Origin of the sequence: Bradyrhizobium sp. GCM10028915 (genome assembly GCF_042666195.1) — a bacterium.
Taxonomy (GTDB): Bacteria; Pseudomonadota; Alphaproteobacteria; order Rhizobiales; family Xanthobacteraceae; genus Bradyrhizobium; species Bradyrhizobium canariense_D.
Window position 1 is genome coordinate 176,573 of the sequence record NZ_JBHTFN010000071.1, and the last position, 18,411, is coordinate 194,983.

14 protein-coding genes are annotated in these 18,411 nt (G+C 65.0%); 4 read left to right on the forward strand and 10 right to left on the reverse strand.

The annotated features are described in order from the left end of the window. Window positions 1-11: 11 nt before the first annotated feature. Together ACFQX9_RS36480 and ACFQX9_RS36485 are read right to left on the reverse strand one after the other, a co-directional pair. Window positions 12-1,211 carry a molybdopterin-dependent oxidoreductase gene (locus ACFQX9_RS36480; protein WP_247489376.1) on the reverse strand — a complete coding sequence of 400 codons (1,200 nt, stop codon included), beginning with the start codon at window positions 1,209-1,211 and terminating at the stop codon, window positions 12-14. Between the two features lie 135 nt (window positions 1,212-1,346). Beyond that, complete coding sequence (locus ACFQX9_RS36485) at window positions 1,347-3,080, reverse strand: adenylate/guanylate cyclase domain-containing protein (protein WP_377791932.1); 1,734 nt, start codon at window positions 3,078-3,080, stop codon at window positions 1,347-1,349. A 224-nt stretch (window positions 3,081-3,304) separates the two neighbouring features. Here ACFQX9_RS36485 and ACFQX9_RS36490 point away from each other — a divergent pair, with 224 nt between their 5' ends. Then, a complete protein-coding gene (locus ACFQX9_RS36490) occupies window positions 3,305-4,870 on the forward strand; it encodes a glycosyltransferase family 39 protein (protein ID WP_377792037.1) in 1,566 nt (521 codons plus the stop codon). Between the two features lie 193 nt (window positions 4,871-5,063). Here ACFQX9_RS36490 and ACFQX9_RS36495 read toward each other — a convergent pair whose 3' ends face one another. Next, on the reverse strand, window positions 5,064-6,092 hold the full coding sequence (locus tag ACFQX9_RS36495) for a YcjF family protein (protein ID WP_247489379.1): 1,029 nt from the start codon (window positions 6,090-6,092) through the stop codon (window positions 5,064-5,066). Next, window positions 6,089-7,558, reverse strand: a complete 1,470-nt coding sequence (locus ACFQX9_RS36500; protein ID WP_204512291.1) for a YcjX family protein — start codon at window positions 7,556-7,558, stop codon at window positions 6,089-6,091. The genes ACFQX9_RS36495 and ACFQX9_RS36500 overlap by 4 nt, the downstream gene beginning before the upstream one ends. A gap of 184 nt (window positions 7,559-7,742) precedes the next feature. Between ACFQX9_RS36500 and ACFQX9_RS36505 the strand changes: the two genes are divergently transcribed. Then, window positions 7,743-8,438 carry a hemolysin III family protein gene (locus ACFQX9_RS36505; protein WP_018453680.1) on the forward strand — a complete coding sequence of 232 codons (696 nt, stop codon included), beginning with the start codon at window positions 7,743-7,745 and terminating at the stop codon, window positions 8,436-8,438. 56 nt (window positions 8,439-8,494) lie between these two features. Continuing rightward, window positions 8,495-9,289, forward strand: a complete 795-nt coding sequence (locus tag ACFQX9_RS36510) for an SDR family oxidoreductase (RefSeq protein ID WP_018453681.1) — start codon at window positions 8,495-8,497, stop codon at window positions 9,287-9,289. Between the two features lie 60 nt (window positions 9,290-9,349). Here ACFQX9_RS36510 and mdlC read toward each other — a convergent pair whose 3' ends face one another. From mdlC to ACFQX9_RS36530, 4 genes are all read right to left on the reverse strand, one after another. Continuing rightward, window positions 9,350-10,972: a benzoylformate decarboxylase gene (gene mdlC, locus ACFQX9_RS36515; protein WP_377791933.1), complete on the reverse strand. Its 1,623-nt coding sequence runs from the start codon at window positions 10,970-10,972 to the stop codon at window positions 9,350-9,352. Between the two features lie 139 nt (window positions 10,973-11,111). Next, window positions 11,112-11,960, reverse strand: coding sequence for a MaoC family dehydratase N-terminal domain-containing protein (locus ACFQX9_RS36520; protein ID WP_377791934.1), 849 nt, complete (start codon window positions 11,958-11,960; stop codon window positions 11,112-11,114). Between the two features lie 15 nt (window positions 11,961-11,975). Further along, window positions 11,976-13,079 (reverse strand): CaiB/BaiF CoA-transferase family protein, encoded by a 1,104-nt coding sequence (locus ACFQX9_RS36525; protein ID WP_026232572.1) that lies wholly within the window; start codon window positions 13,077-13,079, stop codon window positions 11,976-11,978. A gap of 10 nt (window positions 13,080-13,089) precedes the next feature. Then, window positions 13,090-14,259, reverse strand: coding sequence for an acyl-CoA dehydrogenase family protein (locus ACFQX9_RS36530; RefSeq protein ID WP_377791935.1), 1,170 nt, complete (start codon window positions 14,257-14,259; stop codon window positions 13,090-13,092). A 124-nt stretch (window positions 14,260-14,383) separates the two neighbouring features. Here ACFQX9_RS36530 and ACFQX9_RS36535 point away from each other — a divergent pair, with 124 nt between their 5' ends. Further along, window positions 14,384-15,304 carry a LysR substrate-binding domain-containing protein gene (locus ACFQX9_RS36535; protein WP_085349559.1) on the forward strand — a complete coding sequence of 307 codons (921 nt, stop codon included), beginning with the start codon at window positions 14,384-14,386 and terminating at the stop codon, window positions 15,302-15,304. A 322-nt stretch (window positions 15,305-15,626) separates the two neighbouring features. Here the strand turns inward: ACFQX9_RS36535 and ACFQX9_RS36540 are convergent, their stop codons facing one another. Further along, the gene (locus ACFQX9_RS36540) at window positions 15,627-16,901 is read right to left on the reverse strand and encodes a cytochrome P450 (RefSeq protein ID WP_018453687.1); all 1,275 of its coding nucleotides are present in this window, start codon (window positions 16,899-16,901) and stop codon (window positions 15,627-15,629) included. 93 nt (window positions 16,902-16,994) lie between these two features. Then, window positions 16,995-18,260, reverse strand: coding sequence for a cytochrome P450 (locus ACFQX9_RS36545; protein WP_018453688.1), 1,266 nt, complete (start codon window positions 18,258-18,260; stop codon window positions 16,995-16,997). Window positions 18,261-18,411 lie beyond the last annotated feature (151 nt).

Below are 18,411 nucleotides of genomic sequence, written 5' to 3' on the forward strand. Positions count from 1 at the left end.
GATCATTCCCCTCAAGCCACGGTGACGCGGACGGTTTCGACGACGTTGCGCAAGTAACCCGCCGGATTCCAGCGCGGCGTATCCGGCTGGGTTTCGCCGCCATTGCCGGTGGCGCGCACCTTGAGCTCGTAGGAGCCCGCCGCGAGCTTCACCGGCAGCGTCCATTCACGGAATGAGTATTTGCCAAGATCCTTGCCGAGCCTGGCGTTGGTCCAGGTCTTGCCGCCGTCGGTGGAGACCGCGACCTCCTTGATACCCTTGCCGCCGTCGAAGGCGATGCCGCGCAGCGTCGTGCCGCCTGCTTTCAGCTTGGCTCCGTCGGGGACGCTGGTGATGAAGGAACGGATGGTGAAGCGGTTGATCGGGATCGTCGCCTTCGGCGCGGTGCCCGGCTCGACCGCATTGTTCGGCGTGTCCGGAATGCGATAGGCCGACTTCATCCAGAACCCGTCATAGACATTGTCGACGACGGTGATCTCGTTGAGGTGCTTGACCCAATAGGTGCCGAAATAGCCGGGCACGATCAGGCGCAGCGGAAAGCCGTTGAGGAACGGCAGGTCTTCGCCGTTCATGCCATAGGCCAGCATCACCTCGCCGTCGTTGGCGTGATCGATATCGAGCGCCTTGACGAAATCGGGCGTTTTGTCGCTGACCGGACCGTCCATGCCGTTGAAGGTGACCTGCTTGGCGCCGCTCTGCACGCCCGCCATCGCCAGCACGGCCTTCAGCGGCACGCCGCGCCAGCGCGCATTGCCCATCGCGCCGTTGGCGAGCTGGCCGCCGGCCACGCGCGGATCCAGGAAGCCGCGGCTGTTGCCGGAGCACTGGTTGACGGCGACGATCTCGGTCGCCTTCATCTTCCGGATGTCCTTCAGCGACAGCTTGAGCGGCTTGTCGACCTTGCCCTTGACCTCGAGGGTGAACTTGTCGGGGTCGAGATTGTAGGGCAGGTCGGAAAGGTGATAGCGCACGAAGAACGCGTTATTCGGCGTGATCGGGCCGTCGTTGAACACCGCGAAGGGCGTCTCGAGCTGCGGCGGGCGGCTGGTCAGGCCGATCATCGGCCGCTTCTGCGGATATTTCACCAAAGGCCGTTCGCCATTGGCAAAGGGCAGGGCGACGGTGTCGAGTGCCAGCGCTTTGGTCGAGTTCAGTGCAGTCGCAACAGCGGCAAGGCCCGCTCCTTTGAGCAGGTCGCGTCGATCGAACATGTGGTCTCCTCCCGGAGCTTTTCGTTGGATCACGGTCATCACCGCGATCTCTCACTCATCTGTCGCAACGACTCAGATGAAGTCAATTCGTGCTTTCGCAGCAGGCCCATGCCGCTGCGTTGCAGCAAGCCGGTGTTACGCCGCGACGCGTTCGCCGCGATCGACGAGCGCGGACAGCTCCCTCGCGTCCGCAACCACACGCACGGCCATCGGTTCGTCGCGGCCGCGGATCGCGACCTCCCGCTGCGGCAGCGCATCGTCGGCAAGGCCGGCGGTCCGGCGGACTTCCTCCGAGACGATCGCTTCGCAGGCCAGCGTCTTGGTCATGTCCTGGAGGCGGGCCGCGACGTTGACAGCATCGCCCAGCGCCGTGAAGACGATGTGATCGCGATAGCCGATGTCACCGATGATGACCTCGCCGCCATGGATGCCGATGCCGAAGCGGATCGGCTGGCGTAGATCGTGGGACAGGAGCTCGTTGAGCTCATCGATATGCCTGGCGATGCCGGCGGCGGCCTTCAGCGCCTGCCGGCAGGCGGTTTGCGGATCGGCGCTCAGTCCGAACAGCGCCAGCATGCCGTCGCCGACAAATTGGTTCGGCTGGCCGCCATTCTCGATCACAGCCTGCGAGACGGCGCCGAGGAAGCGGTTGACGATGAACACGGTGTCGAACGGCAGCCGCTTCTCGGCCAGCTGCGTCGAGCCGCGCATATCCACGAACAGGCTGACGAGATAGCGCTCCTGGCCGATTCTGGCAGGCGTCGAGGCCTGTGTGTTCGCCGAAAGGGTATGCGCGGTGAAGAGCTGGAAGAAGGAGAGATCCGACGTCGGCCGCAGCTGGCAGGCCAGCCTGATCGAGGGGTCACTGGTGCCGACACGGGTGAGCACGAACGCCTCGCGCTGCGACGGCTCGGGCAGGGCGCCATGATCGCCGATGATGCGGATGCGGCAGGTCGAGCAGCGGGCGCGGCCGCCGCAGACGCTGGCATGCGGCACATTGTGGCGCAGGCTCGCTTCCAGCACGGAGAGGCCCTTGGGGACGCGCACCGTCTTGCCGTTGCCGTAGGACAGCGCGATCATGCCGCCGCGCCGCTCGCGCAGGGCGCGCGCGCCACGCGCCAGCAGCGCCAAAGCGAGCAGTCCGAGATAGCCGGCGGTGAGGCCGCCGGTGATGCGGTCGAGCATCGCGGCCTCTGCCGTGGTGCCCAGCTGGCGGCGCGTGAGATTGTGCGTCCGCCATTCCCCGTCGTCGGCCTCCACCTCGACGCTGCGGCCACCCTGGTAGACACCCAGCAGCGACAGCGTCGGGATCAGCACGGCAGCCGCGAGCAGATAGGGCGCCGCGCGCGTGAAGAACGGTTTGAGGCGAAGCCAGAAATAGATGCCGATGCAGCCGTGCACCCAGGCGATGAGCAGCAGGATCGTCATGGTCCAGATACGGTTCGACGCGACGAAGAACAGATAGAGTTCCTGCGGATAGAGTTTTTGGTGTCCGTAAAGCGTCTGACCGAGCCGCACCCCGATCACATGCGCCATGACCAGCGCGGGGATGCTCAAGCCCAGCACGAGCTGCAGCGGCTCGACCGTCCGCCAACGGAACTGCCGGCGCTGATACAACGCGTAGATGCCGAGCCCCATATGCGTGAGCGCCGCCGTGTAGAACACGATCGCAACCGGCAGGAACTGCCAGAACAGCATGTGGTAGTAGACCCCGATCTCCATGGCATCGACCGAGATGTTGCCGAGCGCATGGTTGAGGAAATGGCTGACCACATAGGCGAACAGGATGACACCGCAAACCAGCCGCACCTGGCGTACGCTGATGGCGCGGGAAAGATCGGAAAATCGTGTGGATGCGGTTGCGGCCATGATTCTGTTGTATCAGTTCATGAAGGAGAACAGCCAGCGTCGCGTTTAATTCCGGGGGTGGATAGCGCGCCCGATCACATGCGCGTCAAGCTGCCGCAATCTCCGTGTCGTCCTGGACAAGCACCCCCGGGGCGCACGCGGATCCGGGACGACGGTACCCAACATTGACTCCCCCTCTCAGGTTGGCGAAAAGCGCCGCCGTGAGGACAGCTCCCGACATCACGATGCTCCCCGCCGGCGCGGCGCGCCGGCCGCTCGTCATGGCCGCGGCGATCATCGCCGCGATGACGCTGCTGCGCATCGTCTACGCCTCGGCCATCGAGCTGCGCACGGACGAGGCCTATTACTGGACCTGGTCGCAGGAGACGGCGCTCAGCTTCCTGGATCATCCCCCCGGCATCGCCTGGCTGATCCGGTTCGGTACTGCGATCTTCGGCGACACCACACTCGGTGTGCGCTTCGGCGGCATCGTCGCGATGCTGGTGACGCAGCTCCTGCTCGCGGACATCGTCCGCCGCCTCACTCATGATGTGCGCGCCGTCGTGCTCGCGGTGCTGATGCCGGAGGCCGCGCTCTATTACGGACTGCTGATGGCCAAGGTCGCGCCCGATGTCGCCATGATCCCGTTTGCGGTGGCAATGATGTGGTGCCTGGTGCGGCTCGCGCAGGGCGGCGACGGCCGCTGGTGGCTCGCGGCCGGCCTGTTCGCCGGGCTCGCGATGCTGTCGAAATTTACCGTGATCATGTTCGCACCGGCGGTTGCCGCCTTTCTGCTGGTGCCGGATTGGCGCTGGCGCTGGTTGCGCAGCCCCTATCCTTATCTCGCGGTCCTGATCGCAATCGCCGTGTTCTCGCCGGTCCTGATCTGGAACGTGCAGCACGACTGGGCCGCGATTCGCTTCCAGGGTGTGCGCGCCACCACCAGCTACGGCATCTCGCTCCGCACATTCGGCGACTACATCGGCCTGCAATTCGGATTGGTCGGCTTCGTCATGCTGCCGGTGGTACTGACGGGGGTGGTGCTGACGGCGTGGCGCGGCTATAGCACGCGCGAGCCGGTCGCGATTTTGCTGTCGACCGCCGTCCTGGTGCCGTTTCTCTATTTCCTGGGGAAATCGCTGACCCTCCGCGTCGGCGACACCTGGCCGATGTTCATGTGGCCGGTCGGTTTCGCCGCCGCCGCTGTCAACCTCACCATGCTGTCGCGTGAAAAATGGTCGGCGCGGATGATCAGATCGTCGCTGTTCTGGGTCAACACGGCGGTGGTCTCCGGCACCGCCTTTGTCGTCATCGTGTTCCTCTACTACGTCGCCGCGCCCTGGAATTTACTTGGCAAGATCGATCCGATCGGTGCCGAGTCCGGTTACGAGCAGGTCGCCGCGCGCGCACAGTCCGCATTGGACGAGACTGGCGCGACCTGGATCGCCACCACGGACTACCGCACCTATGCCATGATGCGCTGGCTGTTCAGGGGCCGGGTGCCGGTGATCGAGATCAACGAGCGCGGCCGCTTCCAGGACTTTCGCGATCCGGGCATGGACCGGATCAAGGGCCACGTCGGCATCTATGTCGGGCGCGAGCCGGACAATCGCTCATCACTGTGGGAGAACATCCCCGCCAAGCGCGAGCCGCTCGGTCAGGTCGAGCGCCGCTGGCGCGGTCTCGTGATGGACACGTACACGCTGGAAAAGCTCACCGGCTGGACCCCGGAGCTGTCGCCGCCGAAAGACTCGCCGCTGTTCCGGTGGCGCGTGCTGGCGGGCGAGTTTGAGCGGCGTACGCTCGCCTAGCAAGGCGGCCTTCTTCCTTCTCCCCTTGCGGGAGAAGGTGGCGCGAAGCGCCGGATGAGGGGTCTCTATCCGCTAAGACGACTGCGAGAGGCGCGCGCGGAGAGAACCCCTCACCCGTCTCGCCGCTCTGCGGCGAGCCGCCCTCTCCCGCAAGGGGAGAGGGGAAAACGAGTCCGCCGCGCAAGATGGCGTTCTACTCTTCCTCGTCCTTCTTCCGCAGCAGATCCGTCGCGAGGTCCGACAGCTTCGGCGGCGGCAGTGCGGCGAACGGCAGCGGTCGTGTGACGTCGATTGCGGCGAGGCCGAGCCGCGCCGTCAGCAATCCATTTAGCATGCCTTCGCCCAGCCGCTGCGACAGCTTCGCCGCAATGCCGTGGCCGAGCATCTGCTGCACCAGGCTGTCGCTCGCCGCCATGCCGCCGGTGATGGCGAGATGAGCGATGACATGGCGGAGCAGGCGGATCATGCCGAGCGCGCCGGGCCGGCCGCCATAGAGGAAAGCGAGCTGGCGGATCAGGCGCAGCGACACGATGAACACGAACATCACGTCGATCGCCGCTCGCGGGCTCACCGCCGTGACGATCGAGACTTTTTGCGCTGCTGACGACACCAGCCGCCGCGCCTCGATGTCCAGCGGCGACATCAATTCGCGCTCGGCGAGCCGGATCATGTCGGCGCCGTCGATGATCTCGCCGGCGTGGCTCTCCAGGGCGGCACGGGCGCGCGCGAGCTGCGGGTTCTGGTGCGCGATCTTGAGCAGATCCTGCACGATGATGCGGCTCTCCTTGCGATCGTCGCTGGCAAGAACAGCGGCTGCGCGCTGATGCAGCTTTTCGATCGTTGCCAGCCGCGCCAGCCCGAAAGCCTCGCGTCCGGTCACCACCGCGAGCGCAAGCGCGGTGACGAAGGCAAGCGCCAGTCCGACGAAGCCGAGGCTGTCGCTGCGCGCAAACAGATCCTCGATCAGACGGACGACGCCGAGCCCGACCCCGAGCAGCGTCAGCCCGGCAACGCCGGACCAGAACATTGCGCCCCAGGGAAAGCCGCGCCGCGCCGGAAGCGTCGCTGCGATTGGCACCGGCAAATTCGCCGGATCGGGCTCCGGCGTGATCTGGATGGTGGTACGGCCGAGCCGGGTCGTCTCGTCGGCCTCGGTGACGACGACGCCGGGGTCGTCGAGCCGGAACGTCGCCGGTCGCCGTGGCTTCGATCGGTCGTTCATGACAATTTGTCTCCGATCAGGAACTGCAAGGCACGGTCGAGGCGGATGTGAGGCAGCGCCGGGTGGTCGGCCCCCTCACGTTCGAGCTTCGGCGGACGGAAGCGCAGGAAGCGAAAATCGCTCTTCCCGGCGGCCTCGGTCGAGAGGCCGCGGAATGCGTCGGTGCCGTTGAACAACGGCTCGGGATCCAAGGGCAGGTCGCCCGGAAAGGTTGCCACCTCGGTGCTGCCGTCGAAGAATTCGCCGCCGGCGCTTTCGCCCGCGGCGGGCGTTCCCAAGATCGACGGCAATTTGTCACGGCCATGCGCGACCTGCGCCTCGCGCGTGGCGCGGACGGCGGCGAGCGCGACGACGTCGATCGCCGCACCGGTATTTTCGGCGCGCGCAACGGCGCGGGTGACCGCGCGGCGCAGCACGGCCTCGAGCCGGTCATGGCTGGAATGATGCAGATGATCCGCCTTGGTCGCCGCGAACAGCACGCGGTCGATCCGCGGCCGGAACAGGCCGGAGAGGAATGTGCTGCGGCCGATGTTGAAGCAGTCGAGAATGCCCGCGAGTGCGGCTTCGAGATCGTGCAGCGCTTCGGGGCCGGCGTTGAACGCGGCGAGCGCGTCGGCCAGTACGATCTGGCGATCGAGCCGGGCAAAATGATCGCGGAAGAACGGCCGCACCACGACGTCCTTGTAGGCCTCATAGCGGCGCACCATCATCGCCCACAGCGATCCCTCCGGCGCCTGGCCACCCGCGGGTACGTCGAGCGGCGCAAAGGTCAGCGCCGGTGTGTCGGCGAGATTGCCCGGCATCAGGAAGCGGCCGGGCGGCAGCAGGCTCATCGCAAACCGCTCATCGCGGCAGCCTTGCAAATAGCCCCTGAAGAGCTTTGCGGCCGTCAGCGTCGCCTGCTCGTCCTCGCGCGCCTCGGGCTTGAGCGTTGCGAGATGCGCGTGCCAATCCGCGGCAAGATGGACGCGCGGCGCCTCGCGTGACAAGGCGAGACTTTCGGCCGACCATTGCTCAAAACTCTTCTGAAGCAGCGGCAGGTCGAGCAGCCACTCGCCGGGATAGTCGACGATGTCGAGCGTCAGCGTGCGGTCGGCGCCGTTCTGGCGCTGGTAGTCGATGAGGAGCCTGAGCTCGCTGATGTCGACAGTCGAGTTCGGCCAGCGCCGCTCCTCGATCAGCGCGCGCAGATGGCTCTCATAGGCAAAGCGCGGCACCGCGTCGTCCGGCTGCGGCGCCAGATGCGCCCGCGCGATCCGCCCGGATGAATAGGCCTCGAACACCGGAAACCGGCCGCCACGGGTGAGGCCGTGGATCAGCGCGGTAATGAACACCGTCTTGCCGGCCCGGGACAGGCCGGTAACCCCCAATCGTACCGTCGGATTGAAGAAATGCTCGCCGTAGTCGATCAGCGCCCGAGCCGACAGGCGCGCCTCCTCGATCATATCCTGGAAACTAAATGCCATATGAACGTTGGGAATCCCGGGCGAGGGCGGATAGGCAAAAAGGACTAATCACAAAAGTGGCAACTGCCTGAGGAAAATCAAGCTTCATACTTCCACCGTCTTTGTCGGCAAATCAGCCGTTTGAACGACGCGCCGATCCCGAAACACCCATACAAGAGGGTATTAACTCACCTTGCGGATTGCCATGACCGTCTTCCAATTGAAACAGCTCGCATCCTCCTCCGTCCACGCAGCCGCCGACGCGGTCGGCTGGCATTACGACCGCGCCGAGTTGATCGCCGACGGCGTGATCCACGCGATCGGCGTGCTCTGCGGCATCATTGCCGCGACCGTGCTGGTGGTGCTGACGGTGCTCTTTGCCGACGCGACCGACATCGTCGGCGTCTCGATCTACGTCGCCGGCCTGCTTTCGATGCTGGTGTTGTCGGCGACCTATAATCTGTGGCCAGTCTCGCCGGCCAAATGGCTGCTGCGGCGCTTCGACCATTCGGCGATCTATCTCCTGATCGCGGCGACCTACACGCCGTTCATCCTGGAGGTGAAGGACAGTGGGTTCGCGCTGGTGCTGCTCGCCGGCGTCTGGTGCGTGGCGCTCCTCGGCATCGTGCTGAAACTTCTCTACCCCGGCCGGTTCGACCGCGTTGCGGTCGGGATCTACCTAGCGATGGGCTGGAGCGGCATCATGCTCTACGATTCCGTGGTCAAGGCGCTGCCTGCGCTGGTGCTGGGCTTCGTCCTTGCGGGTGGACTGCTCTACAGCTTCGGCGTGATCTTTCATGCCTGGCGGCGGCTGCGCTTCCAGAATGCGATCTGGCACGGCTTTGTCTTGGCCGGCGCGGCGTGCCATTATACCGCGGTGCTCGACCTCGTGTTGAGCTGAGCAAGCTCCGCGAAGCGCAATAAGCCAAAACGGTATAAGACAAGAGGAGACGTCGCATGCAGGTGACCGGCAAGGTCGTGGTCGTCACGGGCGGCGCCAACGGCATCGGCAAGGCGCTGTGCGAAGCCTTTCACAAGGCGGGTGCGGCCAAGGTCGTCGTCGCCGACATGGACGCGGACAACGCGCGGGCGGTCGCGGCCACGGTGGATGGCGCGGCCTTCAAATGCGATGTCGCGCAGGAAAAGGATATTTCCCACGTCATCGAGGAGACCGAGCGTCAGTTCGGCCCGATCGAATTGTTCTGCTCCAATGCCGGCATCGGCGGCGGCTTCGACCCGATGTCGGTCAATGCCGGCGGCGCCTCGGATGAGCCCTGGCAGCGTAGCTGGGCGATCCACGTCATGGCGCATGTCTATGCGGCGCGGCATCTGATCCCGCGCATGAAGGCGCGCGGCGGCGGCTATTTCCTTAACACGATCTCGGCCGCCGGCCTGCTGTCGCAGGTCGGCAGCCCGGCTTACTCCACCACCAAGCATGCCGCGGTCGGCTTTGCCGAAAATCTCGCGATCTCGCACAAGGCGCACAACATCCGTGTCTCGATCCTCTGCCCGCAGGGCGTGGACACCAACATGCTGCGTTCGATCCCCAAAGGCCCGCAATCCGGCGACGGCGACCTCTCGCCCGAGCAGGTCGCCAAGGACGTGCTCGCCGGTCTCGATCAGGAGACGTTCCTGATCCTGCCGCACCCGCAGGTGCTCGGCTACATGCGCAAGAAGACCGAGAATTACGACCGTTGGATCGGCGGCATGGCCAAGATCCAGGCTAAGATGCGGGAAGATTTCGGGACGTAGGAAGGGGCCTGCCACGACCTCCGGTGTCGTCCTGGCTTTCGCCAGGACGACCGTCGGCCCTCAATGCTTCTGCCCGTACAGCACCGGCACCGCCGAATCCACGACCACCTCCACCAGGCTCGTCCCTTCGAATGCCATCCCGCGCTTGAGCGCCTCGCCCAGTTCGGCCGCCTTGCTCACCCGCACCGCATGGCAGCCCATGCCCTCGGCCAGCCGCACGAAATCGATCCCCGGCAACTCGAGTCCCGGCACGTTCCTCACCTGCATCACCTGGCTGAACGAGCGCATCGCGCCGTAGCCGGAATTGTTGATGACGATGATCGTGAGCGGCAGCTTGCGCTGCGCGGCGGTCCACAGCGCCTGGATCGAATACATCGCCGAGCCGTCACCGATCAGGCACACCGTGCGGCTCGTCGGCTTGCCGAGCGCCATGCCGACCGCGGCCGGCAGCGAGTAGCCGAGGCCGCCGCTCGCCATGGTGTAAAAACTGTCCTGGCCGCGCATCGGCATGAACTTTTGCATGGCCGGCCGGTGCGAGGGGATTTCCTCGACCAGCGACGCGCCGTCCGGCATCGCCTGCGACAGCGAATGCAGCAGGAATTCGACCGGCAACGGATCGGCGGCTTGCGGCGCCGGCGGCAGCGTTCGCCCCTTCGGTGCCGCGCGCTTGCTCTCCGGCAAGAGGTCGAGCAGCATTGCGAGCGCCGGCTTCATCGTCGCGATGATGCTGGTGCCGACCGGCGTCACCGCCGCGGCATCGGGGTCATCGGTGATCTGGAAGATCGTCGCGCCGCCATCGAAGATCGCGGCGTGGCCTTCGACGTGGAAGGTGAATACGGGCGCGCCGATCACGACGACGAGGTCGTGCTCGCGCAGCGCGTCCGACAATTGCGCCGGCGAGGCATGCAGGAAACCCGCGAACTGGGGATGACGTTCCGGGAACGAGCAGCGCGCCGAAAACGGGCTGACCCAGACGCTGGCCCTGGCCTTCTCGGCGACGCGCACCATCAGGTCGACCGCGCCGGCGCGATCGACGCCGGGGCCGACGACGACGGCAGGGTGCTTGGCCGAGCCGAGCGCGGTGACCAGCGCCTTCATCGCGTCAATCTCAGGCCCGATCTCGCGGCTGACGTTGCGGGCTTCGACGGGAGCCGTCGCATGCGCCCAGTCGTCGACCGGGATCGAGACGAAGGTCGGCCCGCATGGCGGCTGCATCGCGGTGTAATAGGCGCGCGCGATGGCGGCCGGAACGTCCTCGGGCCGCGCCGGCTCCACGCTGTACTTCACATAAGGCCTCGGGAATTCGGACGCACGCTCCGCATACAGGAACGCCTGCAAGGGGAGGATCGAGCGTGCCTGCTGGCCCGCGGTGATCACCAGCGGCGTCTGGTTGCGATGCGCGGTATAGATGTTGCCCAGCGCGTTGCCGACGCCGGCGGCCGAATGCAGATTGACGAAGCCGGCATTGCGCGTCGCCTGCGCATAGCCGTCGGCCATGCCGACGGCGGAGGCTTCCTGAAGCGCGAGCACGTAGTCGATGTCGTCGGGCCAGTCGCTCAGGAACGGCAGCTCGGTCGAGCCGGGATTGCCGAATACCTTCTTGATGCCGAAGGAGCGCAGCAGGTCGAGCGTCGCCTGCTTGACGGTGACGGATTTGCTGCCGGTCTTGCCGTTCTTCGCCATGGTTTCCGTTCCTCTAATTCCTCATCCTGAGGAGCGCGTCTTCGCGCGTCTCGAAGGATGAAGGCCCGGCTGGTGGCCTCGCCCTTCGAGACGCGCGCAAAGGGCGCGCTCCTCAGGGTGAGGGTCTAGCAGCAGTGTATCACCACACCGCGGCCCCCTTCATCGTCGGCTGCCCCTCCGCGTTCGCGGTCCACAGCTCCATGCCATCAGCGGTCTCGTTGGCGTTGATGGAAAACTCGCTGCCCTCGAACAGCGGTTGCACCCCGCGATAAGTAAACCTCTTCGGCGGCTTGCCGCCGTGCAGCTTCGCCGCCATCTCGATGATGAACGTTGCCTGCAGCGGCCCGTGGAAGATCAGGCCCGGATATCCCTCGACCTTGGTGACGTAGTCGCGGTCGTAATGGATGCGGTGGCCGTTGAAGGTCAGCGCGGAATAACGAAACAGCAGCACGGGATCGGAGACATGCGTCTGGCGATGCTGCGCCTTCGGCGGCGGAGGCGGCGCCTTTGCCGGCGCGGACGTCGTCGTCATCTCGCGATAGACGATGTCCTGCCGCTCGCGGATGGCGATGCCGCGCGGCGAGGAGATGCTGTGCTCGACCGAGACGAAGCACAGCGTGCCGGTCGAGCCGGTCTTCACCTGCACGTCGGCGATGCGCGAGCTCCGCGTCGATTCGTCTCCGACGCGCAGCGGCTGCAGGAACTCGATCTCGCCGCCGGCCCACATCCGGCGCGGCAGCGGCACCGGCGGCAGGAAGCCGCCGCGGGTGGGGTGGCCGTCGGGGCCGAGCATCGACATCGGAAACACCGGCTGCGCCAGGCACCAATGCACCGTGAACGGCGCCGCGTCGCCCGGCTTGGGCGCGCCGACCTCCTGGAACAGCGTCGCACGCAGGCCCTTCACGAGCTGCGCGGTGACGGTGTCGGTGGCCTCTTCGCTGCGGCCGATCCATTGCCTGAGATGATCGATGTCGAGCTTCTCGGTCATGACGCCTCGCTCTTGTTATTTCTTGGATTGGGGATTTTCGCCGATCGCCGGTACAGCACCATAGCTGCGCGTCTCGCCGACAATGATCGGCGCCGGCGCGGGATAGCTGACGCGTCCCTGCGGCGTGTCCACCTCGATGCGGCGCAGATGCGGATGCTTGGTGAGGTCCGCCATGGTGTTGACCTCGGCAAAGGCGATGTCGGCCTCGGACAGCCGCTTCAATAGCTCATCGCGCGTCATCTTGCCGAAGGCATCCGCGACCGTCTTGTCGGTGAAGTCGCGGTTGCGCACGCGCTCGACCATGTTGGCCACGCGCGGATCGGCGGGCAGATCCGGCTGGTCCAGCACTTTTGCGCAAAGCGTCTTCCATTCGCGCTCGCTCTGGATCGAGATCAGGATGTCCTTGCCGTCGCTGGACGTGAACACGCCATAGGGTGCGATCGAGGGATGGCGCAGCCCCATGCGCTTGGGCGGATTACCGGCTTCGGAATTGAGCAGCGGCACGGTGCACCAGTCCGCCATCACGTCGAACATGGAGATGCGGATGTCGGCGCCCTTGCCGGTGCGTCCGCGCCCGATCAGCGCCTCCAGGATCGCCGCATGCGCGGTGGCGCCGGTCGCGACGTCGACGATGGACATGCCGACGCGCGAGGCGCCGTCGGGATTGCCGGTGATCGAGGCAAGGCCGCTCTCGGCCTGGATCAGGAGATCATAGGCCTTGCGGTGCGCATAGGGGCCGTCGTCGCCATAGCCGGTGATCGTGCATGAAATCAGCCTGGGATAATCCTTCAAGAGCCGCTCCCGCGAAAAGCCGAGCTTGTCCATCGAGCCCGGCTTGAGGTTCTGGATCAGCACGTCGGCGCTCGCGATCAGTCGCTCCAGTTCGGCGCAACCTTCCCTGGTGGCGAGATCGACCACCGCGGATTGCTTGCCGCGGTTGAGCCACACGAAGTAGCTGCTCTGGCCCTTGGCCGCCGCGTCATAGCCACGCGCGAAATCGCCTTCAGGCCGCTCGATCTTGATGACTTCCGCGCCGGCATCCGCCAGCCGCGACGAGCAGAACGGTGCCGCCACCGCCTGCTCGACCGCAATCACCCTGATCCCGTCAAGTGCTCCCATGATGGCTGCCTCAGTACGAGCGGGGCATGCCGAGGACGTGCTCGGCGATGAAGGACAGCACGAGATTGGTCGAGATCGGCGCGACCTGATAGAGCCGCGTCTCACGGAATTTGCGCTCGACGTCGTACTCCTCGGCGAAGCCGAAGCCGCCATGGGTCTGGACGCAGGCATTCGCCGCTTCCCAGGACGCATCGGCCGCGAGCATCTTGGCCATGTTGGCCTCCGCGCCGCAGTCGAGCCCGGCCTCGTATTTGCGCGTCGCTTCCTTCACCATCAGTTCGGCCGCGCGCATCGCGGCGTAGGCCTTGGCGATCGGGAACTGGATGCCTTGGTTCTGGCCGATCGGCCGGCCGAAAACGCTGCGCTCCTTGGCGTAGCTGGTGGCCTTGGCGATGAACCATTTGGCGTCGCCGACGCATTCGGCAGCAATCAAAATGCGCTCGGCATTCATGCCGGAGAGGATGTAGCGAAAGCCCTTGCCTTCCTCGCCGATCAAATTCTCTGCCGGCACCTTCATGTCGGTGAAGAACACTTCGGTGGTGGCGTGGTTCATCATGGTGCGGATCGGGCGGATCTCAAGGCCCTTGTTCTTGGCCTCGCGCATGTCGACGATGAACACCGAAAGTCCATCCGTGCGCTTCTTGACCTGGTCCTTCGGCGTGGTGCGCGCCAGCAGGAGCATCAGGTCGGAATGTTCGGCGCGGCTGGTCCAGATCTTCTGGCCGTTGACGACGTAGCCGGCATTGCCGTCCTTGCGCGCGAAGGTCTTCAGTGACGTGGTGTCGGTGCCGCTGGTCGGCTCGGTGACGCCGAAGGCCTGCAGCCGCAATTCGCCGCTCGCGACCTTCGGCAGATATTTTGCCTTCTGCTCGTCATTGCCGTGCCGCAGCACGGTGCCCATCGTGTACATCTGGGCGTGGCAGCCGCCGCCGTTGCAGCCCGCGCGCTGGATCTCTTCGAGGATCGCCGCGGCCGCTGAAAGCTTCAAGCCCGCGCCGCCATATTCCTCGGGGATCAGCACCGAGAGATAACCGGCCTCGGTCAGCGCGTCGACGAAGGCCTTGGGGTAGTCCATCTCACGGTCGAGCTTGCGCCAGTATTCGCCGGGAAACTGCGCGCACAGCTTTGCGACGGCTTCGCGGATGTCGGCGTGATCTTCGGTTTGGTGTTCTTCACTCATGGGGTTTCCCGTATGTGCGGCAGTTAAGATAACGCCGGCCGATCCTCTGGCGTTGTGAAAACACTGCCAGCCCCCTATGCTCATTTGCTATAGCGTATGGAGTAGCCTTCCAGGATTGGCAAGCATGGATTTCCGTCAGCTCAGGACCTTCAGTTGCGTGGCGGAGCTCGGCAGCCTCTCCAAGGCGTCCGATACGTTGCGCGTGGCGCAGCCGGCGCTCTCCAGGCAGATCAAGCTCCTGGAACACGAGCTGCGCACGGAATTGTTCACCCGCAACGGCCGCGGCATGGTGCTCACGGATGCCGGCCGCCTCTTGCTGGCGCGCACCTCCGGTATCGTGCGGCAGATCGACCAGATCCGCGACGACATCCAGTCGTCCAAGGGGCCGCCATCGGGCCAGGTCGTGCTCGGCCTGGTCCCGACCGTGAGCTGCGTGCTGTCGGCGCGCTTCGCGCGGCGCTGCGTCGAAAAATTTCCCGGCATTTCGCTGCGCATCGTCGAGAGCTACAGCGGCCATCTCGTCGAATGGCTGCATCGCGGCGAGATGGATCTCGCCATCCTCTACGGCCGCTCCGCCGATCTGCATCTCAACGTGGAGAGCTTGGGGCGCGACAACATCGTCGCGGTTGGTCCGCGCGGTTGTGGCCTCGCGCGCAAGAAGAGCGTCGATGTCGGCTGGCTGCTGCGGCAACGGCTGGTGCTGCCCAGTCATTCCCACGGTCTCCGTGCGCTGATCGAGCATGCGGCGGCCCAGCGCAAGATCAAGCTCAACGTCCAGCTCGAGGCGGATTCGTTCCGCGTGCTCACGAGCCTCGTCGAGGAAGGCCTCGGCTTCGCGCTGCTGCCGCCCTCGTCGGTCCACGGCGAGGTCGCGGACGGGCGGCTGGAAACGGCTGTCGTCTCGAAGCCGATGACGCGCGAACTCATATTCGCCTCTCCGATCGACCGTCCGGTCTCGACGGCCTCGCTTGCCGTCACCGCCCTCCTGCGCGAGGAAGTCGCCGCCTGCCGCAAGGACGGCGTGTGGGACATCAAGTTGAGTTAGATGTGGCGGTGCGGTTTAGGACAGAAGGCCGTATGCGACCCATCGCATGTTGCGCGAGCTGTCATGCCGGAATTTTATAGCTGGGGTGGAGTCGCCCGCTCTCAATCCACCCCCGCGTGTCATTGCCCGCGAAGGTGGGCAAATCCAGTATTCCAGAGCCCGCAGTGCTTGAGCCGAGAAGCCGCGGCATACTGGATGCCCCGCTTGCCGCCTACGCTAAAGCTTCGGCGCCCCTGGACCTCAGCCCGGCGAAGCCTTGGCGTAGCCGGGTCGCGGAGCATGACAGCTGAGGTTGAGAAACACCTGCCGTATAGCGAGCACTCTACCCCGGAATCCTCACCGGCAGCGACTCGTACCCCTTGATGAAGCTCGAATAGATCCGCTTGGGCTCGCCGACTACCTCGATGCGGTCGAAGCGCTTCAGCATCTCTTCCCAGACGATCTTGAGCTGGAGTTCGGCGAGGCGCATGCCGACGCAGCGGTGGATGCCGAAGCCGAAGGAGAGATGGGTCCGCGGCCGCGGGCGGTCGATGATGAACTCGTTCGGCTTTTCGAACATCTCCTCGTCGCGATTGCCGGAGACGTACCACATCACGACGCGGTCGCCCTTCTTGATGTGCTTGCCGCCAACTTCAGTGTCCTGCAGCGCGGTGCGCCGCATATGCGCGAGCGGGGTCTGCCAGCGGATCACTTCGGGCACCATGGAATCGATCAGTTCCGGGTTGGCGCGCAGCCTGTCGTACTGCTCCGGATTCTCGTTCAATGCCAGCACCGAGCCGGTCATGGTGTTGCGCGTGGTGTCGTTGCCGCCGACGATGAGCAGGATGATGTTGCCCATGAGATTATCGGGGTCCATGAAGCGCGTGGCGTCGTTGTGCGCCATCAGCGACAGCAGGTCGTTGCGCGGCGCGGAGTTGACGCGCTCGTTCCAGAGCTTGGACATGTAGGCGTAGCATTCGTCCATCTCGCGGCGGCGCTCTTCGGCCGAGGCCACGATGCCGCTCTTGGGCAGCGCGGTCGCGACATCGGACCAGCGCGTCAGCTTGCGCCGTTCTTCCCAGGGGAAGTCGAACAGGGTGGCTAGCATCTGCGTCGTCAGCTCGATCGAGACGCGCTCGACGAAATTGAAGGTCTCGTTGCGCGGCAGATTGTCGAGCACGGTCTGCGAGCGCTGGCGGATCAGTTTTGCCAGTTCGTCCAGATGCGTCGGCGTGAACATCGGCGACACCGTCTTGCGCTGCGACGAATGACGCGGCTGGTCCATGGCGATGAAGCTCGGCCAGTCATAGCCTTCCGGCACGTCGCGGATCCCGATGCCGCCGAGCGTTGAATCCGAGGAGAACAGGCCGTGATTGGTGTCGACATGCATGATGTCGTTGTACTTCACCACCGACCAATACGGCTCGATCGGCGCATTGGTGCAGTAATGCACCGGCTCTTCCTTGCGCAGCCGCTCGAACCACGGCCACAGGGTGTCGTCCTGGAACAGCCTGGGCGCGCCCGGGTGGAATTGCGCCAGCGGCGTCGCATAGGCCTCCTCGCGCGCCCTGCGCATGCGTTCGGCCTTGTCCACTTGAACCGGCGCTTGGATGTTCATGGTGGTTTGCTCCAGTTGCTTGCTTGACCTCTCCCGCGTGCGGGAGAGGGGGCACAGCTTCCTTGTGGACGTGTCGAACTCATCTTTGCGAATCTAAGCCGCGATCTTCACCGGCAAGGTTTCAAGACCCTTCACGAAACTCGAATAGACCCGCTTGGGTTCGCCGACCACCTCGATATGGTCGAATCGCTTGAGGATCTCTTCCCAGATAATCTTGAGCTGGAGTTCGGCAAGCCGCAAGCCGACGCAGCGGTGGATGCCGAAGCCGAACGAGAGATGCGTGCGCGGCCGCGCGCGGTCAATGATGAATTCGTAAGGCTTTTCGATCGCATCGGCGTCGCGGTTGCCCGAGACGTACCACATCACGACCTTGTCACCTTTCTTGATCTGCTTGCCGCGGAACTCGAAGTCCGCAAGCGCTGTGCGCCGCATATGGGCCAGCGGCGTCTGCCAGCGGATCACTTCCGGCACGAAGCTGTCGAGAAGCGCTGGGTTTTCGCGCAGCTTGCGATATTGCTCCGGGTGCTGGCTCAGCGCGTGGAGCGAGCCCGACATGGTGTTGCGGGTGGTGTCGTTGCCGCCGACGATCAGAAGGATGAGATTGCCGAGGAAGTTCTTCGCGTCCATGTCGCGCGTCGCGGCGCCATGCGCCATCATCGACAACAGGTCGCTCTTCGGCGGCTGTTCGATGCGTTCCTTCCACAGTCGCGTGAAATAGCCCGCGCATTCCGTCAGCTCGGCCTGACGCTCGTCTTCGGTGGCGACGAGGCCGTCGGGGCCGGGAATGGTGGTCGCGATGTCCGACCAGCGCGTCAGCTTGCGGCGATCCTCCCAGGGAAAGTCGAACAGCACCGCGAGCATCTGCGTGGTGAGCTCGATCGAGACATGGTCGACCCAGTCGAACACCTCGCCGCGGGGCAGATTGTCCAGGCACTCGGCCGAGCGCTGGCGGATGCTGAGCGCGAGATTGTCCAGATGCGTCGGCGTGAACATCGGCGCCACGGTCTTGCGCTGCGCCGCATGGCGCGGCGGGTCCATCGAGATGAAGCTCTCGCGGCGCAGTTCCGGATCGATGTCGCGGATGGTGATGCCGCCGAGCGAGGAGGCCGAGGAGAATACCGAATGATTGGTCTCGATCTCCATGATGTCGTTGTAGCGCGTCACCGACCAATACGGCCCGAACATCGAGTCCTTGCAATAGTGCACGGGATCTTCGCGGCGCAGGCGATCGAAATAGGGCCAGAACGTATCGGTCCTGAACAGCTCTGGGTCGCCCGGATCGAACTGCTCCAGCGGCAGTGACGTAGCGCGTGCGCGTAACGCGTCGAGCTTCGCCGCGTTTTCGATGGTCCCATGCATGACCGCTCTCCCTGACATCAACCGCGCGTTCTCGTTGAATTCTGCGCTGCGGTATTTGATTTGCAATTACAGCCGGTTGTCTGCGCCGGAGCAAGGGCGAGTTTTGCCACATGGGTGTGATGTAGCCCGGATGGAGCGGAGCGAAATCCGG

Coding starts and splice junctions, on each gene's coding strand:
- ACFQX9_RS36480 (WP_247489376.1), bottom strand. CDS start 1,211: ATGTTCGATCGACGCGACCTGCTCAAAGGAGCGGGCCTTGCCGCTGTT.
- ACFQX9_RS36505 (WP_018453680.1), top strand. CDS start 7,743: ATGACCGTCTTCCAATTGAAACAGCTCGCATCCTCCTCCGTCCACGCA.
- ACFQX9_RS36525 (WP_026232572.1), bottom strand. CDS start 13,079: ATGGGAGCACTTGACGGGATCAGGGTGATTGCGGTCGAGCAGGCGGTG.
- ACFQX9_RS36545 (WP_018453688.1), bottom strand. CDS start 18,260: ATGCATGGGACCATCGAAAACGCGGCGAAGCTCGACGCGTTACGCGCA.
- ACFQX9_RS36490 (WP_377792037.1), top strand. CDS start 3,305: ATGCTCCCCGCCGGCGCGGCGCGCCGGCCGCTCGTCATGGCCGCGGCG.
- ACFQX9_RS36520 (WP_377791934.1), bottom strand. CDS start 11,960: ATGACCGAGAAGCTCGACATCGATCATCTCAGGCAATGGATCGGCCGC.
- ACFQX9_RS36510 (WP_018453681.1), top strand. CDS start 8,495: ATGCAGGTGACCGGCAAGGTCGTGGTCGTCACGGGCGGCGCCAACGGC.
- ACFQX9_RS36535 (WP_085349559.1), top strand. CDS start 14,384: ATGGATTTCCGTCAGCTCAGGACCTTCAGTTGCGTGGCGGAGCTCGGC.
- mdlC (WP_377791933.1), bottom strand. CDS start 10,972: ATGGCGAAGAACGGCAAGACCGGCAGCAAATCCGTCACCGTCAAGCAG.
- ACFQX9_RS36485 (WP_377791932.1), bottom strand. CDS start 3,080: ATGGCCGCAACCGCATCCACACGATTTTCCGATCTTTCCCGCGCCATC.
- ACFQX9_RS36500 (WP_204512291.1), bottom strand. CDS start 7,558: ATGGCATTTAGTTTCCAGGATATGATCGAGGAGGCGCGCCTGTCGGCT.
- ACFQX9_RS36530 (WP_377791935.1), bottom strand. CDS start 14,259: ATGAGTGAAGAACACCAAACCGAAGATCACGCCGACATCCGCGAAGCC.
- ACFQX9_RS36540 (WP_018453687.1), bottom strand. CDS start 16,901: ATGAACATCCAAGCGCCGGTTCAAGTGGACAAGGCCGAACGCATGCGC.
- ACFQX9_RS36495 (WP_247489379.1), bottom strand. CDS start 6,092: ATGAACGACCGATCGAAGCCACGGCGACCGGCGACGTTCCGGCTCGAC.